The following is a 20,613-nucleotide window of genomic DNA, read 5'->3' as shown; positions in this document are numbered from 1 at the left end:
ACCCGTCATGCCGATCTTCGACTACAGCGGTTTCGACAGCCAGGGAAAAAAGGTCAGCGGCAGCCTCGAAGCGGCCGGCCGGCGGGCCGCCATCGCCCAGCTCCGGCAGCAGGGGACCTTCCCCACCGAGCTGCGGGAACAGGGAGTACGTCAGGGAAGGCGCGGCATCCTCGCCTTCCGGCGCGGCGTGTCCGCCGAGGATCTGGCCATGGCGACCCGGCAGTTCGCCACCCTGCTCGGCGCCGGGCTCTCCCTCGACGAGGCCCTGGGCACCGTCGCCGGGCAGCAGACCAACCCGCGACTGAAAGCCGCCCTGGCCCAGACCCGCGAAAAAGTGGTCCAGGGGGACGCGCTGTACCGCGCCCTGGCGGCGCAACGGAGACTTTTCCCCGATGTCTACATCAGCATGGTCGAGGTCGGCGAAAACAGCGGCGACCTCGACCGGGTACTCGGCCGCCTCGCCGACTATCTCGAGGACCGGGCCCGGCTGCAGGCCAGGCTGACCTCGGCCCTCGCCTATCCGCTGCTGATGCTGCTGGTCGGCTGCGGTGTCCTCTTCTTTCTCGTCAGCTACGTGCTGCCGAACATCACCCGCATGCTGACCGAGCTCGACATCCCCCTGCCGCTGGCCACCCGCCTGCTCATCCGGACCAGCGGCTTCTTCCACGACTTCGGCTGGCTGGTGCTGCCGCTCCTGTTCGGCGGCCTGATTCTGCTGCGCCGCTACGGCCGCACCGAAGGCGGCCGGCTGCGACTCGACCGACTGCTGTTGCGCCTGCCGCTGTTCGGCCGCCTCAACCTGCTGCTGGCGACGGCACGCTTCAGCCGCACGACGGCGACCCTGCTGCAGAGCGGACTGCCGCTGCTGCGCTGCCTCGAACTGGGCGGACGACTGATCGGCAACCGGCTGCTGGCGTCGGCGGTGGCGGCGGCCGCCGACCGGGTCCGCGAGGGGGAAAGCCTGGCCGAGGCCCTGCGACGCGAAGACGTCTTTCCCGACATGCTGCCGCAGATGATTGCCATCGGCGAACGCAGCGGCGAGCTGGAAAACATGCTCTTCCGGGTGGCCGACAGTTATGAACGGCAGGTCGAAATGACCATCGACCGCCTGCTCGCCCTGCTGGAACCGGCAATGATCCTGCTGATGGCACTGGCGGTCGGCTTCATCGTCCTGGCCATTCTGCTGCCAATCTTTCAGGCCAGCCAGGGGCTGGGGTGAAAAAGCCGCAGGCCACGGGCAAAAACAGGTGTAAACTAAGTAAGCGAAGAGGGATAAATGTCACGGGGCCATGGCCCCAGACCCGACTTTCGAGGAATCAGATGAAACGGACAGCGCAACAACTCGTCAGAAGCCAGCGCGGCTTCACCCTGATCGAAATCCTGGTCGTCGTTCTCATTCTCGGCATCCTGGCCGGCATCATCGTCCCCCGACTGCTCGACAAGCCGGAAGAGGCGCGCCGTACCAAGGCCGCCGTACAGATCCGCGGCCTGGAAGAAGCCGTGTCCCTGTTCAAGCTCGACAACGGCTTCTACCCCAGCACCGAGCAGGGACTGCAGGCCCTGGTCGAAAAACCGGCCAGCGGCCGCATTCCGCCCCGCTGGCGCGCTGGCGGCTACATCAAGAAGGTCCCCAAGGACCCCTGGGGCAATGACTACGTCTACCTCTCCCCCGGCATCCACGGTGATTTCGACATCATCTCCTACGGGCCCGACGGCCAGGCCGGGGGCGAGGGAGACGACGCCGACATCAACAGCTGGGAGCTGGAATAGAGGCGGAGACAAGCGACAGGTGACAGAAGGGATGGAGCGTCCGGACCAGCGGACGATCACCGGCAACCAGTACGGCTTCACCCTGATCGAGCTGCTGGTGGTGGTACTGATTCTCGGACTGTTCGCCGGCATCGCCCTGCCGCGGATGATCAGGTTCGGAGAGAACGATCTCGAACGCTCGGTCCGACGGCTGGCCGGCACCGTCCGCTATCTCTACAACGAGGCGGCGCTGACCGGCCGGGAGCACCGGCTGCTCTTCGACCTGGAGGACGGCAGTTATCGCGGCCTGGTTCTCGACGAGGACGGCCGGCTGCGGCCTCTGTCCGGCACCGGTCGGCAAGGCCGCCTGTTCGGCAAAGTCCGCATCGTCCGCATCGAACAGCCCGGGCGCGGACAGTTCAGCAGCGGCGAGGTGGTCACCGCCCTGCTGCCGGGCGGCTGGCTGGAGGAGACCCTTCTGACCCTGAGCGACGGCGAACGGGAGATGCATCTGCGACTGGCGCCGCTGACCGGCATGGTGGAGGTGGAGGAATAATCCTGAATCAGTGAACTCGTCACCGGCAAATAGCACAAGTCATTGACCTGCCTGAGTTTCCCCAAAATCGCCGACGAACCTGTGGATGCGCCTGACGATTTTTGGAAACCTCATTCAGGCAAGTACTTGCACTCTCCATCCGGCACGAACTCACTGATTCAGGATAAAGACCGGACGCCGCCGGTCCATGCCGCACGGAGATCCGCTGCAATATGGCAAAAGACGGCTTCACCCTGCTCGAAATCATGATCGCCCTGGCCATTGTCGCCATCGCCCTGGTCAGTCTGCTCGGCCTGATGCAACGCAGCATCCTGGCCAGCGACCAGGCGCAGCGGATCACCAGGGCGACGCTGCTGGCAGAAGAAAAGCTGGCCCGCATCGAGGCGGGAATCGACAGCATCGACCGGCTGGAAGGCCCCTTCGACGCCCCCGACAGCGGCTACCGCTGGAAGATCGCCCTGCAACCGGCGCCGGTTCCCGGCGTCCGCCAGCTCGAACTGACGGTCGCCTGGGGAGACGAGACCCGCAACGAGGCGGTGCGCATGGTCTCCTTCGTCCGGGAGGCGCAGCTACCATGACCGGCCGGCGCGGTTTCACTCTGCTGGAGATCCTGCTGGCGATCAGCATCGTCGCCATCCTGTTGCTGACGGTCTACGGCGTCTTCGCCACCGCCGAAAGCAGCCGGCGGCGGATCGCCAGCCGTGCCGGGGGCTATCATCTGGCGCGGGTGATCTTCGACCGGATCGAGCGCGAACTGCTCAGCCTGCCGACCCGTGAGCCGGCGGAATCATCCCTGCTGGCCGGCGGCCGGGACGATCGCGGCCGTCCGTACCTGGCTCTGCTCACCCTGGCCGGCGAAGGACGGGACGGAGGGCTGCGAAAGGTACGCTACCGCCTCGAAAAGGAAGAAGCCGGATCGCGGCGGCTGACCCGGCTGAGCACGATCTGGCCGGAGCCGCTTCAGGAACCGCCGGCCGGGCGCCTGAGCGACCGGATCAGCCTCTTTCGGCCGCGGTTTCACGACGGAACGACCTGGCGCGACGACTGGGATTCGCGCCGCGACGGCCTGCCCCGGCTGATCGAGCTGACCCTGGGCATCGAAACCCCGGAGGAGACCCTCAGGCTGCACACCGCCATCCGCCTGCCGACGGAGGAGAGATTTTGAACCCGGTGCGCAACGAAAGCGGATTCGCCCTGCTGCTGGTGCTGGTGATCGTCGCCCTGCTCAGCGCCCTGGTCAGCGACTTCGCCTTTTCCACCCTGGTCGATCTGCGCCTGGCCGAAACCTTCCGCGACAGCGCCCGGGCCTCCAGCCTGGCCCGCGGCGGCGTCACCGTCGCCCGCGAGCTGCTGCGGCAGGACAACAACGGCTGGGACGCGCCGGAAAGTCCGGACGAACTCTGGGCCCTGCCCATGGAGCAGGTGCCGGTGGACGACGGCTTCGTCTCGCTGCGTATCCGCGACCTGGACGGCCGCATCGGACTCAACCGTCTGGTCGACAGCCTGGGCAATCCCAACGTGGTGATGGTCGACCGTTTTCGCCGCCTGTGCGACGAGCTTGGTCTCGACCGGCCCGAGGCCCTGACCGACGCTCTGATCGACTGGCTCGACCGCGACAGCGATCCGCGCCCGGAAGGGGCCGAGGACCCTTATTACCTGGCGCTGCCCAATCCCTACCAGGCGGCCGACGCTCCCCTGGAAAATCTCGACGAACTGCGCCGGGTACGAGGCTTCGACGCCCGGACTCTCGCCCGGCTGCGCCCCTACGTCAGCGCCCGCGGCGGCGAAAAGCTGAACGTCAACAGCGCCCCGGCCGAGGTGCTGCTGGCCTGGGACGGGGAGATGCGGCCGGAAGCTGCCGAAACGATCATCGCCGAACGGCGCAAGAAGCCGTTTCGAACCCTGGACGAGATTCGGGAGCTGATCGGCGTCGAAACCTTCAGCGCCCTGAACCGCAACCTCGACCTGGACGTCGGCAGCCGCTATTTTCATGTCGACAGCCGGGCCGAAATCGGCGATGGTAACCGCAGGATCGAGGCGGTCATCGACCGCAAGACCGACCGGATTCTCTGGCAGAAGGTGAACTGAAACCATGGCCCGCCGTATCATCGCCCTCGATACCCAGAGCCGGCCCTGGCGACTCGCCGTCGCCCGCCCCGGACGGCCCAACCCGACTCTCGAGCTGGTCGCCGAACTGCCGGAAGGGGAGGACATCCCTTTCGCGGAGCGACTGCGACAGGCGCTTGGCCGCGACCCCGGCGGCGAAGACCGGCTGGTGCTGCCGCTGCCAGCCACGTCCCTGCTGGTCCGCTGGCTCGAATTTCCCTTCGCCGAAGCCGGCAAGATCCGCGCCGCCCTGCCGGCCGAACTGGCCCGGCAGCTGCCCTGCGAGCTGGACGACAGGCACCTGCTGCACCGGCTGCTGCCGGCGGCAACGGGCAGACGGGCCCTGGCGCTGGCCGTCGACAGGCAACAGATCGAAGAGGCGCTGGCGACCTTCGACGGCCATCCCCTGCCACTGACCGGCCTGCTCCCCCTGCCCTTCGCCGTCGCCGAGGCCCTGCCGAAAGGATGTGAAGACGGTCTGCTGGTCTGTGTGACCCGCAACGAAATCAGCCTGCTGCTGCTGAAAGAGGGGCAGCCCTGCGATCTGCGCGTGCAGTCGCGCGGCCAAAGGCAGAAGAGCATCGACCAGGTCGCCTTCATCGTCCGCCAGGGACGCATCATGCTCGCCGCCCGCGACCGGGAACAGGCCCGGATCCTTCTCGCCGGAGAAAGTGCCGACGGCGAACTGGCCCGGGCCCTGCGCCAGTTCGGCTTCGCCGTGGAAGCGCCGGACATCGACTGCGACGGAGACGGTATCGCCGGCGAACGGTTCACCGCCGCCGCCCTGGCCCTGGCCGCGACGCGCCGCAAGGGGCCGGCGCTCAACGCCCTGTGCGGCGCCTACGCCCCGCGCGGCGAATGGCGCCAGCTCCGGCCCCGCCTCATCGCCGCCTGCTCCCTGCTGGCCGCCAGCCTGATCTTCTTTCTCGCCGCCGGCTGGCTCGAAATCGAACGCCGCCAGAGCCGGCTCGACCGGCTCGACCGACAGTTGCGCCAGACCTACCGGCAGGCCTTCCCGCAAGAGAAGGCCCTGGTCGATCCGTTGCTGCAACTCGAGGCCAGGCTGAAGCAGCTGCGAAAGACGGTCCGTGTCCCCGCCGCCGGCGGACAGACTCCACTGACGGTGCTGCGCGAGGTCTCCCGGCGCGTTCCGACCGATGTCAGAGTGCGCATCCGCGACTATGCCCACACTGCCGACGGCCTGCGCATCGAAGGCGAAACCGAAAGCTTCGAGGCGGTCAGCCGCCTGGTCGACAGCCTGCGCAAGTCCCCCCTCTTCTCCGGGGTCAAGATCGCCGACACCCGGCAACAGCCCGATGGCAAGGGCGTCAGTTTCCGCCTGCAGCTGAACTGGAAGGAGGCCGGCTGATGCTGAAGCGGGATCTGACCACACGCGAAAAGGGAGTGCTGGCGGCCGGCGGCGCGATTCTTCTTCTGCTGCTGCTTGTCTTCGGCGCCGTCCTCCCTTTCAGGAACCACCTGGCCGGCCTCGATCAAAAACTGATCCAGCGGCAGAAACAGGTCCGGCTTTTCGCCGAAAAGCTCCAGGAATACCGCCGGCTGCAGGCCGCCGCCCGCCACAGTGATCGCCAGGTCCGCGCCGCCGTTCCGCTGATGGCCTTCGTCGAGTCGACCGCCACACAGATGAACGCCCGCGACAAGCTGGTGGCCCTGCGCCCCCAGCCGGTGCCGGCCGGCGCCCGACAAACCGGCGAGGCGGTGGAGATCCGTTTCGAGCGCATCCGGCTCGACCAGCTGGTGCGCTTTCTCTACACCGCCGAAACCGCCGGCGGCGGCCTTGCCACCATCTCCCTGCGAACCCGCGTCCGCTTCGAGGATCCGGCACTGCTCGATGCCGTGCTGGTTCTTGCCCGCTGAGGTGGCCCGATGAAAGCGAACACCGGCAAATCACGAACTGTCGATCCACGTTTCGCCCTGCTGATTCTGGTCGTCGTCCTGGCGGGTTTCACCATCGGCTTCCTGATCAACTTTCCCGCCGGCTCTCTGGCGCGCAGGCTCGGCGCGCTGGCCGGCGAACAGGGCGTGGCCGTCGAAATGTCCGGAACCGGACGCCTTGTGCCTCTCGGCCTGCGGGCCGAAAAGGTTCTGCTGCGCCCGGCGCGGCTCAACGGCCTGGTGCTGGAACTGGACCGGGTCGAGCTCCGGCCGGACTGGAAGGAGCTGCTCACCGGCACACCGGCGATCCGGATCACCGGCGAACTCTGGCAGGGAAAACTCGCCGCCGCCATCGCGGCCGACGGCCGCGTTCGGCTCCACCTGGACGACCTGCGCCTGCAGCAGACACTCCCTCTCGACCTGCCGCTGGCCGTGCGGGGAAAGATCGCCGAGGCGCGCTTCGACGGCCGCCTGCCGCTGGCCGGCGACAACCGGGGGCAGCTGCAGATCGTCGCCGAATCCCTGGAACTGACCGGCCTGAAACAGCTCGGAGCGCAAAAAGACCGCCTTGCCCTGGGCCGGTTCGAGCTCGAGGCCGAAACGGTCGGCGGCCATATCAGGATCGGAAACGGCCGGCTTCTGGGAACGGATCTGCAGGCCGACATCTCCGGCAGCCTGCAGCTCGCCCCCCGACCGGAAACGGGGCGACTTATGCTTGAGATCAGGTTCAAGGCCGGCCCCGGCCTCGACCCCGCCCTGCGCCCCATCCTCGAAATGGCGGGACAACCTGGGCGCGACGGCTTCCGCCGGCTCAGGCTGGGAGGCACCTTCGCCCGGCCGCAGATCCGCTGAGAGCGGCGGCCGGCGCCGCCCGCCGCCGGCTTGACATTGCCGCAGCGACTTATTACCTTCAGCCGCGTACCAGCGCGCAATCGGAGGAAACAACACATGTCCAACCCCCTGGATGACGACATTCTTCCCGACGAACCGGTGCAAAACGGCGAGGTGATCACGGAAGGAGCGGACCAGCCGGCCGACAGCGGCCTGGTGCTGGCCAGCGACATTCTGCCGAACAGCCTCCCCATCATACCCCTGCGGCCGCGTCCCGCCTTTCCCGGGCTGCTGATTCCGCTGGCGGTCAGCGATCCGGTGCAGGTGCAGACCGTCCGCCGGGCACTGAACACACCGTCGCAGGCCCTAGGCCTGGTGCTGGTCCGCGATCCCGAAGCCGCGGACACGCCCGAAAACCTGCACCAGGTGGGAGTGGCCGGCCGTATCGTCAAGGTGATCAACCAGAACGACGAGATGATCCAGTTCCTGATCAACTGCATGGAGCGGATCACCCTGCTCGACGTCATGGTCGACGAGGCGGGGCTGACGGCGCGGGTACATTACCACTACATGCCCGAACTGTCGGTCAACCCGGAGCTGAAGGCCTATTCGATGGCCATCATCTCCACCCTCAAGGAGCTGGTGCAGATCAACCCCCTCTACTCGGAGGAAATCAAGCTCTTTCTCAACCGCTCCAGCATGGACGATCCGGGACGGCTGGCCGACTTCGCCGCCAACCTGACCAGCGCCGACGGCCAGGAACTGCAGACCATCCTCGCCACCTTCGACGTGCTCCGCCGCATCGACCGGGTGCTGGTGCTGCTGAAGAAGGAGCTGGAGGTCTCCCGCCTGCAGACCCGGATCAACAAGCAGATCGAGGAGAAGATCTCGGCCCAGCAGCGCGAATTCTTTCTCAAGGAGCAGCTCAAGGCGATCAAAAAGGAACTGGGACTCGAAAAGGAAGGCAAGATCAGCGAGATCGAGAAGTTCCAGCAACGGCTGAAGAACCTGACCCTCAACGACGAGGCGCAGCGCGCCGTCGAGGAGGAGATGGAGAAATTCGCCCTGCTCGAGCCGTCCTCGCCGGAATACAACGTCAGCCGCAACTACCTCGACTGGCTGACCATCCTCCCCTGGGGCAGGTTCAGCCGCGACCGCTACAACCTGCAGCGGGCCCGCCGGCAGCTCGACGGGGACCACTACGGGCTGCAGGACGTCAAGGAGCGGATTCTCGAGTTCATCGCCGTCGGCAAGATGAAGGGGGACATTTCCGGCTCCATCCTCTGCCTGGTCGGCCCGCCCGGCGTCGGCAAGACCAGCATCGGCAAGTCGATCGCCGCCGCCCTGGGACGCAGGTTCTACCGCTTCTCCCTGGGAGGGATGCGCGACGAAGCCGAGATCAAGGGGCACCGCCGAACCTACATCGGTGCCATGCCGGGCAAGTTCATCCAGGCGATGAAAATCGCCGGCACCGCCAACCCGGTGCTGATGCTCGACGAGATCGACAAGATCGGCGCCAGCTTCCAGGGCGATCCGGCCTCGGCGCTGCTCGAAGTGCTCGATCCGGAACAGAACAGCAGTTTCCGCGACCACTACCTCGACGTGCCCTTCGACCTGTCGAACGTGCTGTTCATCGCCACCGCCAACCAGCTCGACACCATTCCCGGACCGCTGCTCGACCGGATGGAGATCATCCGCCTGTCGGGCTACATACTCGAGGAGAAGGTCGAAATCGCACGCCGCTACCTGATCCCCAAGGCCCTGGAGCAGCACGGGATGAAACGCGGGCAGGTGCGGATTCCGAGTCGCACCCTGCGGGCGCTGATCGACGGCTACGCCCGCGAGGCCGGAGTACGCCACCTCGAGAAGCTGATCCGCAAGATCTTGCGCAAGGCCGCCATGGCCTTCGCCGAAGGGGACCAGGGACCGATCAGTGTCGGGGTGCGCGACCTGGAGAGATATCTCGGCAACCCCTACTTCTCGGCCGACGAGGTGTTCAAAGGCGTTCCCGGTGTCGTCACCGGCCTGGCCTGGACCAGCATGGGCGGCGCCACCCTGCAGATCGAGGCGACCGCCGTGCAGAGCAAGGGCAAGGGCTTTCGGCAGACCGGCCAGCTCGGCAAGGTGATGATCGAAAGCTCGGAGATCGCCTACTCCTACACCATGGGCCATCTGCAGCAGTTCGGCGCCCCGGAAGATTTCTTCGATCACCACTTCGTCCATCTGCACGTGCCCGCCGGCGCCACGCCCAAGGACGGCCCCTCGGCCGGCATCACCATGGCCACCGCTCTGCTGTCGATGATTCTCGGCCGGCAGGTGATTCCCGATCTCGGCATGACCGGCGAGCTGACCCTGACCGGGCGGGTGCTGCCCATCGGCGGGGTGAAGGAAAAGACCATTGCCGCCCGCCGCAGCGGGCTGAAGACCCTGATCTTTCCCGAGGCCAACCGCAAGGATTTCGAAGAACTGCCCGAACACCTGAAGGAAGGGCTGCAGGTCCACTTCGTCAGCGAATATCCGCAGGTCTTCCGGATCGCTTTCGGCCGGGAGCGCAGGCGCAAAAGCTGACGCCACCACCGGCTGCCCGGGGTCGCCCCCCGGGGCAGCCGATGGGCAGCCGGCACGATTTGTCGTTGACCTGCACGGCCCGGTCGGCGTATATCCTCTGCCGGACATCCGTCAGCCCGCCCCGACAGGGTGTTGACAAACGTCATGCGGAAAGGCGGGACAAGGCGAAGACAGCCGAAAAAGCGCAGTTTGCAACTCAGTAAATGAACATTTTGAGGCTGTTTTCAACGCCGGATTTCAACAGCCTGCCAAGACAAAACAGCCACGGGAGCTTCCATTTGATGAGCGACGCAATCGAAGAACTGATGAACGCCGTGACCCGGCTTTCGAACGAAGAGAAGAAAGAGTTCATCCTCCGGGCCCTGCCGGAACTCGGCCGGGAGGCGATCAAGGACCCCGGCTTTCTGCCCCGGCTGCTGCCGGTGATTCTCGGCCTGATCCGGGAGAGCGGCTTCGACCTCAACCAGCTGCTGCAGCTGGCCAACATGCTCGGCGGCACGGCACCAACGCCGGGACAGGACTGAAAACAAACCAAACGGCACCTGCAGCCGGCAGCGTGCCAACAACATGGAGTCAAGAAAGATGCGTGTTCTCAGCGGTATCCAGCCGTCGGGCTCCCTGCACCTGGGCAACTACTTCGGCATGATGCAGAAGATGATCGACTACCAGCGGCAGGAAGATCTGTTCTGCTTCATCGCCAACTATCACGCCCAGACCACGGTCAGCGATGGCAAGGCCCTGGCCAGGGGAACACTGAAAGCGGCGGCCAACTTTCTCGCCTTGGGCCTCGACCCGGAGAAGAGCACCTTCTGGGTGCAGTCGGACGTTCCCGAGGTGCAGGAACTGACCTGGATCCTCTCCAATTTCACCCCCATGGGCCTGCTGGAACGCTGCCACAGCTACAAGGACAAGGTCGCCCAGGGGATCAAGCCCAACCACGGCCTGTTCGCCTATCCGGTGTTGATGACCGCCGACATCCTCCTGTTCCAGAGCGACCGGGTGCCGGTCGGCAAGGATCAGAAGCAGCATCTGGAAGTCGCCCGCGACATCGCTAACAAGTTCAACAACGAATACGGCGACATCTTCACCATTCCCGAGCCGGAAATCGACGACGAGGTGGCCATCATCCCCGGCCTGGACGGCCGCAAGATGAGCAAGAGCTACGGCAACACCATCGATCTCTTTCTCGAGGAGAAGGCCCTGCGCAAGCAGGTGATGCGCATCGTCACCGCGCCGATTCCGGTGGAAGAGCCGAAAGACCCGGACGCCTGCAACGTCTACAAGATCTACCGGCTCTTTCTGAGCAAGGAAGAGGACGAAGCCCTGCGCGCCCGCTACCGGGCCGGCGGTCTCGGCTTCGGCGAGCTGAAGCAGGAACTGTTCGAAAAGATCCGCGACACCTTCGCCCCTTACGCAGAACGGCGCAGGGAGCTGCTCGCCAACCCGGAACGGATCCGCGATGCCCTGCGCCGGGGGGCGGAGAAGGCTCGGCAGGTGGCGAACAGAACCATGCGCAAGGTGCGCAAGAAGACCGGCCTGGTCTACTGAGACATTGGGCATGCCGCACCCGGGGAAACGCCTGCGGATATGGTAGAATGAGTGTGGTCGACGGATGCAGGTCACGTCGGCAGACTTCCACCCGAAAGGAGGAGGATCGCCATGACCATCGACGTCGAACGCCGCTATTTCTGCAACTGCAGCGGAAAACCCCTGGAACTGGTTCCGGTCGAGACCGACGAGGAGGGACAGCTCGATCTGATCTGTGAGCGCTGCGGCGCCAGCCCCTCATCCGACCCGAAACACACAATCACCTACCAGGACGTGACCCTGGACGACTAAAGAGGGCCCTGCCGCCGGCCGGCGGCAGGGTCAGACGCGCGGAGAGGATTCGCCCGCGCCTATACCGGCATTTTCCGGTGCCGAACGGACGAACAGCACGAACGCCATCGCCGGCCGCCGGCTCGACTCGCGCATGGCGAAATGAATGGTGTCGAGGGTCCAGCCGTGCCCGACCCATGTGTTGATGATCTCTTCCAGACTCTCGTCGGTCACCGTCGTCGTCTCGACCACCTTGTATTCGGCAGAACTCATGTCTCATTCCTTGTGGAGGGGTTATGGCCATTACCGGCTCACCAAAGAAAATGGCCCGGGATATCGCCGACGGCTTTCTCATTCTGACACAGAGCAGCCTGCGCCGGTACACGCCGGCCGACCTGAAAACCATTCTGGGCAACATCGCCCTGGTCGCCCGCGACCTGCGCGCCGAACAGATTCCCCTCGAGAATGTCATGGCCCTGAAGGCGCGCAACATGAAACTCTCCCGGCTGAACCAGGCCGAAACGCTGATCCGTTCCTACTGCCGGAAACGCAGGATACCAGTCTGAACCACCTCGCCGCAAGCCCGGCGACAGCACCGCTCGCCAAACCCTATTTCTAATATTTTCCCACAAAAGACAAACAGCATCTCGAAATACCGCCTCCCCCTGTGGTCGCCTCGACTGCGGAACCCACCGAACCGTATACGATTTTCTTTTCTCTATTTGAAACAAGCATTTTATTGAAAAAAATCTATTGACACATATTTAAAACACCGTATTATGTTGCGAAATTTTGCCACCAACATCGTGGATTTTTTACCATACATGCATGGTAGCCCGATCACAGATAAGAGATAAGATGCGTTTCGTGGAGCGCCCGGCCGCACAGCGGCCGGGCGCCTCAGGAGAGGACATATCAACTGCAAGGAGGAGAGTTATGGGACACGGACCCGCCGTGAAGCTGGGCAAGGATAACGCGTCCGGCTACAAGACCCGTCTGGGCATCATCATGTTCTTCATCTACACCATCACCTACGCCGTTTTCGTCGCCATCAACACCATCAAGCCGTCGCTGATGCAGACCATCGTGCTGGGGCAGACCCTGGCGGTGGTCTACGGTTTCGGGCTGATCATCTTCGCCCTGGTGCTGGCCATCATCTACAACCACTTCTGCAACGCGGCCGAAGCCCGTCTGAACCGCTGAGGAGGTCTGCCATGATCTACGCACAGTCGCCTCTGGCCATCGGCCTGTTCGTCTTTTTCGTTCTGTTCGTGCTGGGCCTCTCCTTCTACCTGGCCCGCCGCACCACGTCGTCCGCCGGCTACTACGCCGCCGGCGGCCAGATCCACTGGTTCGTCAACGGCATCGCCTTCGCCGGCGACTACCTGTCCGCCGCCTCGTTCCTCGGCATCTGCGGCATGATCGCCACTGCCGGCTACGACGGCTGGATGTACAGCATCGGCTATCTGGCCGGCTGGATGGTCGCCCTCTTCCTGGTCGCCGAGCCGATGAAGCGTCTGGGCAAGTACACCTTCACCGACGCTCTCGACTCCAAGTTCAACTCCAAGAGCATCCAGCTGATGGCCGCCTTCTCCACCCTGGTCATCTCGGTCTTCTACCTGATCCCGCAGATGGTCGGCGCCGGCGTTCTGGTGCAGCCCCTGCTCGGCATGCCGCACTGGGTCGGCGTGGTGATCGTCGGCGTCGTCGTCACCATCATCGTCGCCACCGCCGGCATGGCCTCGACCACCTACGTCCAGTTCTTCAAGGGCGCGCTGCTGCTGATCTTCACCACGGTCGTCGTGGTCGGGGTGCTCGGCCGCGGTCTGACCACCCACCCGGACGCCGGCGGCCGCAAGGCCTACCATGAATTCCGCACCCTGACCGCCAGCGTCGATGCCGACGGCCGGCTGCAGGTCGCCGGCTACGAGCCGGTCGCCGACTGGAAATCGACCCCCTTCGGCAAGGCCGGTTTCGTCAAGCTGGTCAAAGACGGCGTACCCAGCATCTGGAAAGTCGAAGAGCGAAACGGCCAGATCGTGCTCGAAGAGACCCTGTACGTCACCAAGCTGCCCGACGGCCGCAAGCTGTACAATGGCGGCGACATCAAGGAAGGCCGCTTCTTCCCCGTCGGCCACATCAAGGAGCTGAAGGTCGACGGCGTCGAAGTCGCCGAAACCGGCCCGGTCGGCCCCTTCGCCTACCTGTCGGCCCTGAAGGACTCGACCATCGTGCTCTGGGGCAAGCGCTACATCAAGGAAGGTGAAGTCACCACCACCGTCTACTACCAGAAGCCGACCCCGGGCGCCCGCATGCTGCGCCCCGGCCTGAAGTTCAAGGTCGACAACGCCACCGGGACGCAGAAGTTCAACTTCATCTCGCTGATGCTGGCCCTGTTCTGCGGCACCGCCGCCCTGCCGCACATCCTGATCCGCTACTACACGGTGCCGAGCCAGGCCGCGGCCCGCAAGTCGACCATCGTCGGCATCGCCGCCATCGGCTTCTTCTACGTGCTGACCCTCTTTTTGGGCATCGGCGCCATGACCAACGGCGTCATCAACCTGACCGACAACAACATGTCGGCGCCGCTTCTGGCCCTCTCCTTCGGCGTCATTCTCTTCGCCATCATCTCGTCCATCGCCTTCGCCACGGTTCTGGGCACTGTCTCGGGCCTGATCGTCGCCTCGTCCGGGGCCATCGCCCACGACCTGATGGACAACTTTCTCGGCATGCGGATGAGCGACAAGGGGAAGGTGCTGGCCGGCAAGATCTCGGCCCTGGTCATCGGCTGTATCGCCATCTATCTCGGCATCGTTTTCGAAGGGATGAATGTCTCCTTCCTGGTCGGCTGGGCCTTCGCGGTCGCCGCCTCGGCCAACCTGCCGGCGATCCTGATGATCCTCTTCTGGAAGAAGACCACGGCCCAGGGTGTGGCCGCCTCGATCCTGGTCGGCCTGGTCACCGCCCTCGGCCTGATCCTGATCTCGCCGGACATGTGGGTCCGCTACGGCCTGCTGCCGCAGAACGCGCCGATCAGCTTCAACAGCCCGGCCCTGATCTCGATCCCGGCGAGCTTCCTCGCCCTGGTGATCGTCTCCCTGCTGACCCGGAAATCGGCAGTGACGGAAGAGGCGTCCGAAACCGCCGGCGCCTGATCCGGCGCCTCTTCGACGCCATCACCAACCAAACAAGGCGGGGCCGCCGGCCGGCGGCCCCGCCATCTTGATAAAAAGGGACAAATCGATCAGAATAGGCCGCGGCGGCCCCAGAGGATATCCTCCCGACCTACCTTCAATCCGCCGCTGACGCCCTTTCCCTTCTTCCCGCAAGGTCGCTCATGAAACGCTTTCGCTTCACCCTGCTTGCCGTCTGCCTGGTGCTGCTCCTGCTCGGCGCCCACGACATCCGCCTGCTGCTGCGCAATCCGGCCCCCCTCACCATCTCCCTGGCCGATCTCGAGCGTCGGGGTGCACCGCGCGACTGGCTGCGCATCCGCGACGCCAGACTCGACCTGCTCGAAGCCATTTCGACCAGCGGCACCATCGAACTCGAGGCCTTTCTGGTGCCGCTGAAAACCGTTCGCGGCCAACAGCCGGTCCGGGTGATGGTCGAAACCCGTGATCCCGCCGTCATGGAGCTGCTGCGCACCTATTATTTCAAGCTCGACTCGGAACGCGAACGGCAGGAGTTTCTGGCAAAAAACCGGGACGCCTTCTTTCCGCAACGGGAAGTGACCGGCATGCTGGTGGGGAATCTCATCGCCACCGCCAACCGGGACAAGCTGCTCGGGCTGGCGAAACAGGTGGGGATGGACGTTTCCGAAGACGTGATCTTCATCAGCGAAGACAAAACCCCGCCGAAATGGCGCGGCGTCTTCTTCGCCCTGATCGGCCTGGCCGGACTGATCAAAATTCTGTGGCCGCGACGGGAACCTTCCCGGAACACAACCGGTTAGCGGCCAGCACCGGCACCGGCTCCTTCGTCAGACGCCGCCAGAGCTCCGCCGGATCAGCGAAGACAAGCTCGCGCGTCGCCGGACGCACCTGCCAGTCCCCCCTCTTCAGCTCGCCGGCCAGTTGTCCCGGCGCCCAGCCGGCATGACCGGCATAGACGCGGTAACGGGCCGGCTCCCTTCCCTGTCCGATCCAGCCGACCAGCGTCCGCACCCCGGTCATCCGGACACCATCGACGACACGCACACCACCCGCCGGCAGGGCATCGTCATCAACCAGCACGAAGGCGGTCCCGGGTGAAACCGGTCCGCCCAGCCAGAGCGGTTCGGTCTTCTGCGCGAAGAGTTCGAGTCGGGGAAAGGCCTCGCCCAGGGCAAGGCGGGAGGGCCGGTTGAGAACCAGACCGAGCGTCCCTCCTTCATCATGCCTGAGCAGCAGGATCACCGTCTGTCGGAACCTTGGATCGGGCATCGATTCCCCCGCCACCAGCAGCGTGCCGGGGGCCGGTCGCAGGCCGTAAGCCGTTGCCGACCACAGGACAAAAAGCAGAACGAGCAGAGAAAACAGTGAACGGGTCATGGGGACAGTATAGCAAGATGTCCCCGAAAAATCGGCCTATCCCAGGAAGGTGCTGCGCTCCTTTTCGAAGAAGCAGCGAAACTCCTCCAGCAGCTGCTCGGCCTGGTCGGGCTCAACACCGAGAGTCCTGGCGCTCGGCAGGGTGCTCAGCTCAATAGAGCCGTCAGGCTGTCGCTGGCCGATTCCCAGCCGGCGCAGCATGGCATCGGCAAAATTGACCGTCGCCGCCAGCCGGTGGCGTTCCGGCTGTTCGACGGGATCGATGCCGGAAATATCGTTGTGATAGCGGGCGACCAGGGTCAGATCCTCGGAAAAATTCCATTTGGTCAGCACCGCCTCACCGACCTCGGCATGTCCGTAGGGAAAGAAGAGAGCCTCCATCTCCTCCTCGCTCCCTTCACCGTTGTAGACCGCCTCCATCACCTTGCGGAACTTTTCGGGGTCCAGATTGTTGAGCACCATCTTGCCGATATGACGGAAGAGTCCGGCGACAAAGGCTTCCTCCGGATCGGCCGACTTGAACCAGACCGCCACCATGCGCGAGCCAATGGCGCAGCCGAGCGAATCCTCCCACAGCATCTTCTCCATCAGCCCGAAGGATTTGTTGATCCCTTTCAGGCTCGACGCCAGCACCAGACTCTTGAGCGTCTTCTCCCCCAGTATGACAATGGCGTGCTCCAGAGTGGTCACCTTGCGCCGCAGACTGTAGAAGGAGGAATTGGCGATTTTCAGCACCCGGGCTGACACCGCCTGATCGCTGGAAATGGTCTTGGCCAGCTTCTCCGCCGTGGTGTCCGGTTTCTGAAGCATTTCAAGCACCTTGACGGCGACGATCGGCATCGGAGGCAGATCGCCGATAGCCTGGACAACACTCTGCAATTCACTCATCTCCATAAGCATCCCTCCGCGAGGAATGGAAAGGTTATGCCTCACTTATCGACAGGCCCTCATGAATCTTAACGTCTTTCCACGACTCGGCAACCGTGCCTCATTCGCCCCCGGAAAACGAAGGCGGTCTTACATCCGCCGGCAGCAGCAACCAGAGGCGCGCCGGCTGTTTCATGCGCCCGGCCAGCGCGCCGGCCTCGTCGCCCAGACCCCAGAAGAAATCGGCCCGCACCCGCCCCCTGATGGCGCCGCCGGTATCGAGAGCCAGCATCAGCCGGCGCAGTGGCGCCTGGCCGACCGGCCAGGTGGTATCGAGAAAGACCGGCGCCCCCAGGGGAACATAGCGGGGATCGACGGCCAGCGAGCGCTCGGGAACCAGGGCCAGTCCCATGGCGCCAGGGGGAGTGAGCCACTCGGAGCCAAGCCGGCGGAAAAAGATATAGCTCGGATTTTCCGCCAGCAGCTCCGCCACCCGGTCAGGATGCCGGCGGGCCCAGAACCGGATGTTCTGCATCGACATCTGGTCGGGCGTCATCTCGCCCCGCTGAAGCAGCAGTCGGCCGATGGAGCGGTAGGGATGCCCGTTCTGGTCGGCATAGTTGACCAGCACCCGTTCGCCGTCGGGAAGCCGGATGCGCCCCGAACCCTGGATCTGCAGAAAAAACAGCCCGACCGGATCCTCGACCCAGAAGAGTTCATGCCCGGCCAGCAGCTCGGGACGGGCGTCGATTTCGGCTCGGCTCCAGTAGGGGACCACCCGCCGGCCGTCCAGCCGCCCCCGCAGCCGGTAGCGCGCCAGCTCGGGATAGACCGATGCCAGATCGATGACCAGCAGATCGTCGGGAACCCCGTAGACGGGATAGCGGAATCGCCGGTCCGGCGTGGGGCTGCCGGCAAGTTCCGGCACGTAATAGCCGGTCAGCAGTCCCTCGGGCGAACCATCCTCCTGCTGCAGCCGCCAGGGACGGAAATAGCCCACAAAGAAGCGGCGCGCCTCTTCGGCGGTGGCGGCCGGCCAATTGCCGGCCGCTTCGCAGCTGTTGCGCCAGCCGGGCCGCCAGCGCAGGGCACGACAGGCCTCGACAAAGGCGGCGAGAACCGGACGGGGGTCATCCTCCTCCCAGTCCGGCAGCTCCCGCCAGTCGGCCGGCACGGCGGCCGGCGCGGCAACTGCGGGCGGGGCCTTTTCCAGCCTCTTCTCCGGCGCCCGGGCACAGGCGGCCAGGGCGAAAACCGTTACCAGAAAGAGCAGGAGGCCCTTCTTCAACCCTTTTATCCGGATAGAGCAAAAAGCCTTCATCATCCCTCCCACAGGGTATTGAAAAACGTCATGAGGGCAGGCGAAACCCTGCTAGAACATGTCGACCGGATCGACATCGACCGCCAGACTCACCCCCGCCGGCACCGGCCGCGACAGCGCTGCCAGCCGGTCGAGCAACTGCCGCAGTGGCGGCCGCCGGGAGGCCTTGAGCAGGATCTGCATCCGGAAGCGGCCGCGCAGCCGGGGCAGCAGGCAGGGAACCGGGCCGAGAATCTCGACGCCGGTGGGCAGAGGCTGCAGGCGGGCGGCCAGGGCGGCGGCCGCCTCTTCCACCCGCGACTGCAGGTTGCCGGCCAGCACCAGATTGACCAGGTGGCCGAAAGGCGGATAGCCGAGACTGCGTCGCGCCGCCAGCTCGGCCTCGCAGAACCGCCGGTAGTCGTGGCTGACAACGGCATCGAACACATAGTGGTCCGGGCTGAAGGTCTGCAGCAGAACCCGGCCGGGCCGGTCGCCGCGGCCGGCCCGGCCAGCCACCTGCGCCAGCAGAGCGAAGGTCCGTTCTCCAGCGCGAAAATCGGGGAAATTGAGCGGCGCGTCGGCGTTGAGCACGCCGACCAGGGTGACGCCGGGGAAATCATGCCCCTTGGCGACCATCTGAGTGCCGACCAGGATATCGAACCGGCCTGCCAGCATCCCTTCGACCAGGCTGCGGTGCGCCCCCTTGCCGCTGGTGGTGTCCCGGTCCATGCGGGCGATGCGCGCCGCGGGAAAGAGTTCGCTCAGTTCCGCCTCCAGCCGCTCGGTCCCGGCCCCCTGCGGATCGAGATCGATGCCGCCGCAGGCCGGGCAGGCGTCGGGCGGCGGTTGCCCGAAATCACAGTAGTGACAGCGCAGACTGCCTTCGCTCCGGTGCCAGGTGAGGCTGATATCGCAGTTGGGGCAGCGAAACCCCCGGCCGCAGGAGCCGCAGAGCAGATAGGGGGCGAATCCCCGCCGGTTGAGCAGCAGCAGGCTCTGTTCGCCCCGCTCCAGGTTGGCACGCAGGGCGCCGACCAGGGGTTCGGAGAGCAGGGTGCGGAAGAGGGTTTCTGTCATGTCGACCAGCTCGACCGTCGGCAGGGGCTGTCCACCGGCCCGCTCCCTCAGGGTCAGCAAAACTCCCTGCCCCGACACCATGCGATGATAGCTCGGCAGGGACGGAGTAGCGCTGCCGAGCAGAACGGGAATCCGCTGCTGCTGACCGCGCAGCAGCGCCAGGTCGCGGGCATGGTAGCGAAACCCCTCGCTCTGCTTGTAGCTCGCCTCGTGCTCCTCGTCGACCACGATCAGCCCCAGCCGTTGCAGGGGGGCGAAAACCGCCGAGCGGGCACCGATGACGATCTCGGCCCGGCCGCGCAGGATGCTGCGCCAGGCATCGTAGCGCTCGCCGTCGGACAGCCCCGAGTGCAGCACGCTGATCTCGGCCCGTCCGGCAAACCGGGCCCGGAAACGGGCCACCAGTTGCGGCGTCAGGGCGATCTCCGGCACCAGCACCAGGGCTGTCCGCCCCAGCCCGACAACCCGGTCAATAGCCCGCAGGTAGACTTCGGTCTTGCCACTGCCGGTCACGCCGTGCAGCAGAAAGGTTTCGAAGCGGGGAGCCTCCAGCAGCGGCTGAAGTCGCTTCAGCGCCTCGTCCTGCTCCGCCGTCAGCAGCGGACCGCTGTCGGGCGCGACCGGCCAGGAGAGGAAAGGATCGCGCAGCCGCTCTTCCGTCCGGCAACTGACAAGCTCCGCCTCCAGCAGCCGCTTCAGCTGCGGATAGGGCGAGGGGAAAAGTTGCCGCAGTTCGCTCAGACTCACTTCCCCCCGCATCCGGATCAGCTCGAGCATCCGCGCCTGCCGCTCCCCCCGGGGCCGGCCTTCGGCGGCGGTGGGCCGGTAGAAGGTTTCCCGCAGCACCGGCGGCGCTTCTCCCCGGCCGGCCAGACCGGCGGGCAGCGCCGTGGCGATCACCTGGCCGATGGGATGCTGATAGTAGGCGGCGGCGCGCCGAAAGAGGGGGATCAGGGTCTCGGGAATCAGCGGTTCCGGATCGAGCAGGGCCGCGACCGGCTTCAGTCCCCTGGCCGGGCCGCGGGTCAGTTCGAGCAGAAAACCGACCGCCCGCCGGCGTCCCAGGGGAACGGACAGGCGCATGCCGATCCGGACCTCGCCGGCCAGGGCGTCCGGAACCAGGTAGGAGAGGGTCTTCGTCAGGGGGGCCGCCACCGCGACCTCGGCGATCAGAACTCGATCCGACATGGCGTATCATTCTAGCCGAAGCGGTACGTCACGACCAGCCCGAATGCCGCCGTTATAAGTTGACTTGACAGCTATGGAATTGACGATAAAGTGAAAATTCATCCATACACCATACAATCCCA

22 protein-coding genes are annotated in these 20,613 nt (G+C 65.2%); 17 read left to right on the top strand and 5 right to left on the bottom strand.

Translation table 11 applies throughout. The features are described 5' to 3' along the window. Positions 1-7: 7 nt before the first annotated feature. The 13 genes from gspF (at position 8) to EDC39_RS11050 (ending at position 11,545) form a co-directional block, all read left to right on the top strand. Complete coding sequence (gspF, locus tag EDC39_RS11110) at positions 8-1,219, top strand: type II secretion system inner membrane protein GspF (protein ID WP_148896460.1); 1,212 nt, start codon at positions 8-10, stop codon at positions 1,217-1,219. A gap of 101 nt (positions 1,220-1,320) precedes the next feature. Further along, positions 1,321-1,770 (top strand): type II secretion system major pseudopilin GspG, encoded by a 450-nt coding sequence (gene gspG / locus EDC39_RS11105; protein WP_148896459.1) that lies wholly within the window; start codon positions 1,321-1,323, stop codon positions 1,768-1,770. A 31-nt stretch (positions 1,771-1,801) separates the two neighbouring features. Then, complete coding sequence (locus EDC39_RS11100; RefSeq protein WP_187426758.1) at positions 1,802-2,305, top strand: prepilin-type N-terminal cleavage/methylation domain-containing protein; 504 nt, start codon at positions 1,802-1,804, stop codon at positions 2,303-2,305. 212 nt (positions 2,306-2,517) lie between these two features. Beyond that, positions 2,518-2,883, top strand: coding sequence for a type IV pilus modification PilV family protein (locus EDC39_RS11095; RefSeq protein WP_148896457.1), 366 nt, complete (start codon positions 2,518-2,520; stop codon positions 2,881-2,883). Continuing rightward, positions 2,880-3,470, top strand: coding sequence for a type II secretion system protein GspJ (locus EDC39_RS11090; RefSeq protein ID WP_148896456.1), 591 nt, complete (start codon positions 2,880-2,882; stop codon positions 3,468-3,470). Before EDC39_RS11095 ends, EDC39_RS11090 begins: the two co-directional genes overlap by 4 nt. A 5-nt stretch (positions 3,471-3,475) precedes the next feature. Then, the gene (gspK, locus tag EDC39_RS11085) at positions 3,476-4,393 is read left to right on the top strand and encodes a type II secretion system minor pseudopilin GspK (RefSeq protein ID WP_187426757.1); all 918 of its coding nucleotides are present in this window, start codon (positions 3,476-3,478) and stop codon (positions 4,391-4,393) included. 4 nt (positions 4,394-4,397) lie between these two features. Continuing rightward, the gene (gene gspL, locus EDC39_RS11080) at positions 4,398-5,780 is read left to right on the top strand and encodes a type II secretion system protein GspL (RefSeq protein WP_148896454.1); all 1,383 of its coding nucleotides are present in this window, start codon (positions 4,398-4,400) and stop codon (positions 5,778-5,780) included. Then, positions 5,780-6,289: a type II secretion system protein GspM gene (gspM, locus tag EDC39_RS11075; protein WP_148896453.1), complete on the top strand. Its 510-nt coding sequence runs from the start codon at positions 5,780-5,782 to the stop codon at positions 6,287-6,289. Before gspL ends, gspM begins: the two co-directional genes overlap by 1 nt. A gap of 9 nt (positions 6,290-6,298) precedes the next feature. After that, on the top strand, positions 6,299-7,159 hold the full coding sequence (gene gspN, locus EDC39_RS11070; RefSeq protein ID WP_148896452.1) for a type II secretion system protein GspN: 861 nt from the start codon (positions 6,299-6,301) through the stop codon (positions 7,157-7,159). Positions 7,160-7,255: 96 nt separating this feature from the next. Continuing rightward, on the top strand, positions 7,256-9,706 hold the full coding sequence (gene lon / locus EDC39_RS11065; RefSeq protein ID WP_148896451.1) for an endopeptidase La: 2,451 nt from the start codon (positions 7,256-7,258) through the stop codon (positions 9,704-9,706). A gap of 281 nt (positions 9,707-9,987) precedes the next feature. Further along, positions 9,988-10,230, top strand: coding sequence for a hypothetical protein (locus EDC39_RS11060; protein WP_148896450.1), 243 nt, complete (start codon positions 9,988-9,990; stop codon positions 10,228-10,230). Positions 10,231-10,288: 58 nt separating this feature from the next. Beyond that, positions 10,289-11,254 carry a tryptophan--tRNA ligase gene (trpS, locus tag EDC39_RS11055; protein WP_148896449.1) on the top strand — a complete coding sequence of 322 codons (966 nt, stop codon included), beginning with the start codon at positions 10,289-10,291 and terminating at the stop codon, positions 11,252-11,254. A gap of 111 nt (positions 11,255-11,365) precedes the next feature. Continuing rightward, a complete protein-coding gene (locus EDC39_RS11050; protein WP_148896448.1) occupies positions 11,366-11,545 on the top strand; it encodes a hypothetical protein in 180 nt (59 codons plus the stop codon). A gap of 30 nt (positions 11,546-11,575) precedes the next feature. Here the strand turns inward: EDC39_RS11050 and EDC39_RS11045 are convergent, their stop codons facing one another. Continuing rightward, the gene (locus tag EDC39_RS11045) at positions 11,576-11,797 is read right to left on the bottom strand and encodes a DUF4177 domain-containing protein (protein ID WP_148896447.1); all 222 of its coding nucleotides are present in this window, start codon (positions 11,795-11,797) and stop codon (positions 11,576-11,578) included. A gap of 23 nt (positions 11,798-11,820) precedes the next feature. Between EDC39_RS11045 and EDC39_RS11040 the strand changes: the two genes are divergently transcribed. The 4 genes from EDC39_RS11040 to EDC39_RS11025 all read left to right on the top strand — a co-directional run bounded on the left by EDC39_RS11040 (position 11,821) and on the right by EDC39_RS11025 (position 15,479). Then, positions 11,821-12,090, top strand: a complete 270-nt coding sequence (locus tag EDC39_RS11040; protein ID WP_148896446.1) for a hypothetical protein — start codon at positions 11,821-11,823, stop codon at positions 12,088-12,090. A 370-nt stretch (positions 12,091-12,460) separates the two neighbouring features. Further along, positions 12,461-12,727 (top strand): DUF485 domain-containing protein, encoded by a 267-nt coding sequence (locus EDC39_RS11035; protein ID WP_148896445.1) that lies wholly within the window; start codon positions 12,461-12,463, stop codon positions 12,725-12,727. 11 nt (positions 12,728-12,738) lie between these two features. Next, positions 12,739-14,679: a sodium/solute symporter gene (locus EDC39_RS11030; RefSeq protein WP_148896444.1), complete on the top strand. Its 1,941-nt coding sequence runs from the start codon at positions 12,739-12,741 to the stop codon at positions 14,677-14,679. Between the two features lie 182 nt (positions 14,680-14,861). Then, on the top strand, positions 14,862-15,479 hold the full coding sequence (locus EDC39_RS11025; protein ID WP_148896443.1) for a hypothetical protein: 618 nt from the start codon (positions 14,862-14,864) through the stop codon (positions 15,477-15,479). Here the strand turns inward: EDC39_RS11025 and EDC39_RS11020 are convergent. The 4 genes from EDC39_RS11020 to EDC39_RS11005 form a co-directional block, all read right to left on the bottom strand. Continuing rightward, positions 15,430-16,056 (bottom strand): YqgE/AlgH family protein, encoded by a 627-nt coding sequence (locus tag EDC39_RS11020; RefSeq protein WP_148896442.1) that lies wholly within the window; start codon positions 16,054-16,056, stop codon positions 15,430-15,432. The genes EDC39_RS11025 and EDC39_RS11020 overlap by 50 nt on opposite strands. 36 nt (positions 16,057-16,092) lie before the next feature. Further along, positions 16,093-16,944, bottom strand: coding sequence for an HDOD domain-containing protein (locus EDC39_RS11015; RefSeq protein WP_187426756.1), 852 nt, complete (start codon positions 16,942-16,944; stop codon positions 16,093-16,095). Positions 16,945-17,044: 100 nt separating this feature from the next. Further along, positions 17,045-18,211 (bottom strand): murein transglycosylase A, encoded by a 1,167-nt coding sequence (mltA, locus tag EDC39_RS11010; protein ID WP_246140241.1) that lies wholly within the window; start codon positions 18,209-18,211, stop codon positions 17,045-17,047. 84 nt (positions 18,212-18,295) lie between these two features. Next, entirely contained in the window at positions 18,296-20,491 is a 2,196-nt protein-coding gene (locus EDC39_RS11005) for a primosomal protein N' (protein WP_148896439.1), read from the bottom strand. Between the last annotated feature and the right edge of the window lie 122 nt (positions 20,492-20,613).

Origin of the sequence: Geothermobacter ehrlichii, assembly GCF_008124615.1 — a bacterium.
Lineage (GTDB): Bacteria > Desulfobacterota > Desulfuromonadia > Desulfuromonadales > Geothermobacteraceae > Geothermobacter > Geothermobacter ehrlichii.
Note: the sequence above shows the minus strand (reverse complement) of the source record. Positions and strands in the feature narration are given on the sequence as shown.

Bases quoted from the DNA above. Each gene is read 5' to 3' on its own strand.
- gspF (WP_148896460.1), top strand. From the start codon at position 8: ATGCCGATCTTCGACTACAGCGGTTTCGACAGCCAGGGAAAAAAGGTC.
- gspG (WP_148896459.1), top strand. From the start codon at position 1,321: ATGAAACGGACAGCGCAACAACTCGTCAGAAGCCAGCGCGGCTTCACC.
- EDC39_RS11100 (WP_187426758.1), top strand. From the start codon at position 1,802: ATGGAGCGTCCGGACCAGCGGACGATCACCGGCAACCAGTACGGCTTC.
- EDC39_RS11095 (WP_148896457.1), top strand. From the start codon at position 2,518: ATGGCAAAAGACGGCTTCACCCTGCTCGAAATCATGATCGCCCTGGCC.
- EDC39_RS11090 (WP_148896456.1), top strand. From the start codon at position 2,880: ATGACCGGCCGGCGCGGTTTCACTCTGCTGGAGATCCTGCTGGCGATC.
- gspL (WP_148896454.1), top strand. From the start codon at position 4,398: ATGGCCCGCCGTATCATCGCCCTCGATACCCAGAGCCGGCCCTGGCGA.
- gspM (WP_148896453.1), top strand. From the start codon at position 5,780: ATGCTGAAGCGGGATCTGACCACACGCGAAAAGGGAGTGCTGGCGGCC.
- gspN (WP_148896452.1), top strand. From the start codon at position 6,299: ATGAAAGCGAACACCGGCAAATCACGAACTGTCGATCCACGTTTCGCC.
- lon (WP_148896451.1), top strand. From the start codon at position 7,256: ATGTCCAACCCCCTGGATGACGACATTCTTCCCGACGAACCGGTGCAA.
- EDC39_RS11060 (WP_148896450.1), top strand. From the start codon at position 9,988: ATGAGCGACGCAATCGAAGAACTGATGAACGCCGTGACCCGGCTTTCG.
- trpS (WP_148896449.1), top strand. From the start codon at position 10,289: ATGCGTGTTCTCAGCGGTATCCAGCCGTCGGGCTCCCTGCACCTGGGC.
- EDC39_RS11050 (WP_148896448.1), top strand. From the start codon at position 11,366: ATGACCATCGACGTCGAACGCCGCTATTTCTGCAACTGCAGCGGAAAA.
- EDC39_RS11045 (WP_148896447.1), bottom strand. From the start codon at position 11,797: ATGAGTTCTGCCGAATACAAGGTGGTCGAGACGACGACGGTGACCGAC.
- EDC39_RS11040 (WP_148896446.1), top strand. From the start codon at position 11,821: ATGGCCATTACCGGCTCACCAAAGAAAATGGCCCGGGATATCGCCGAC.
- EDC39_RS11035 (WP_148896445.1), top strand. From the start codon at position 12,461: ATGGGACACGGACCCGCCGTGAAGCTGGGCAAGGATAACGCGTCCGGC.
- EDC39_RS11030 (WP_148896444.1), top strand. From the start codon at position 12,739: ATGATCTACGCACAGTCGCCTCTGGCCATCGGCCTGTTCGTCTTTTTC.
- EDC39_RS11025 (WP_148896443.1), top strand. From the start codon at position 14,862: ATGAAACGCTTTCGCTTCACCCTGCTTGCCGTCTGCCTGGTGCTGCTC.
- EDC39_RS11020 (WP_148896442.1), bottom strand. From the start codon at position 16,056: ATGACCCGTTCACTGTTTTCTCTGCTCGTTCTGCTTTTTGTCCTGTGG.
- EDC39_RS11015 (WP_187426756.1), bottom strand. From the start codon at position 16,944: ATGAGTGAATTGCAGAGTGTTGTCCAGGCTATCGGCGATCTGCCTCCG.
- EDC39_RS11005 (WP_148896439.1), bottom strand. From the start codon at position 20,491: ATGTCGGATCGAGTTCTGATCGCCGAGGTCGCGGTGGCGGCCCCCCTG.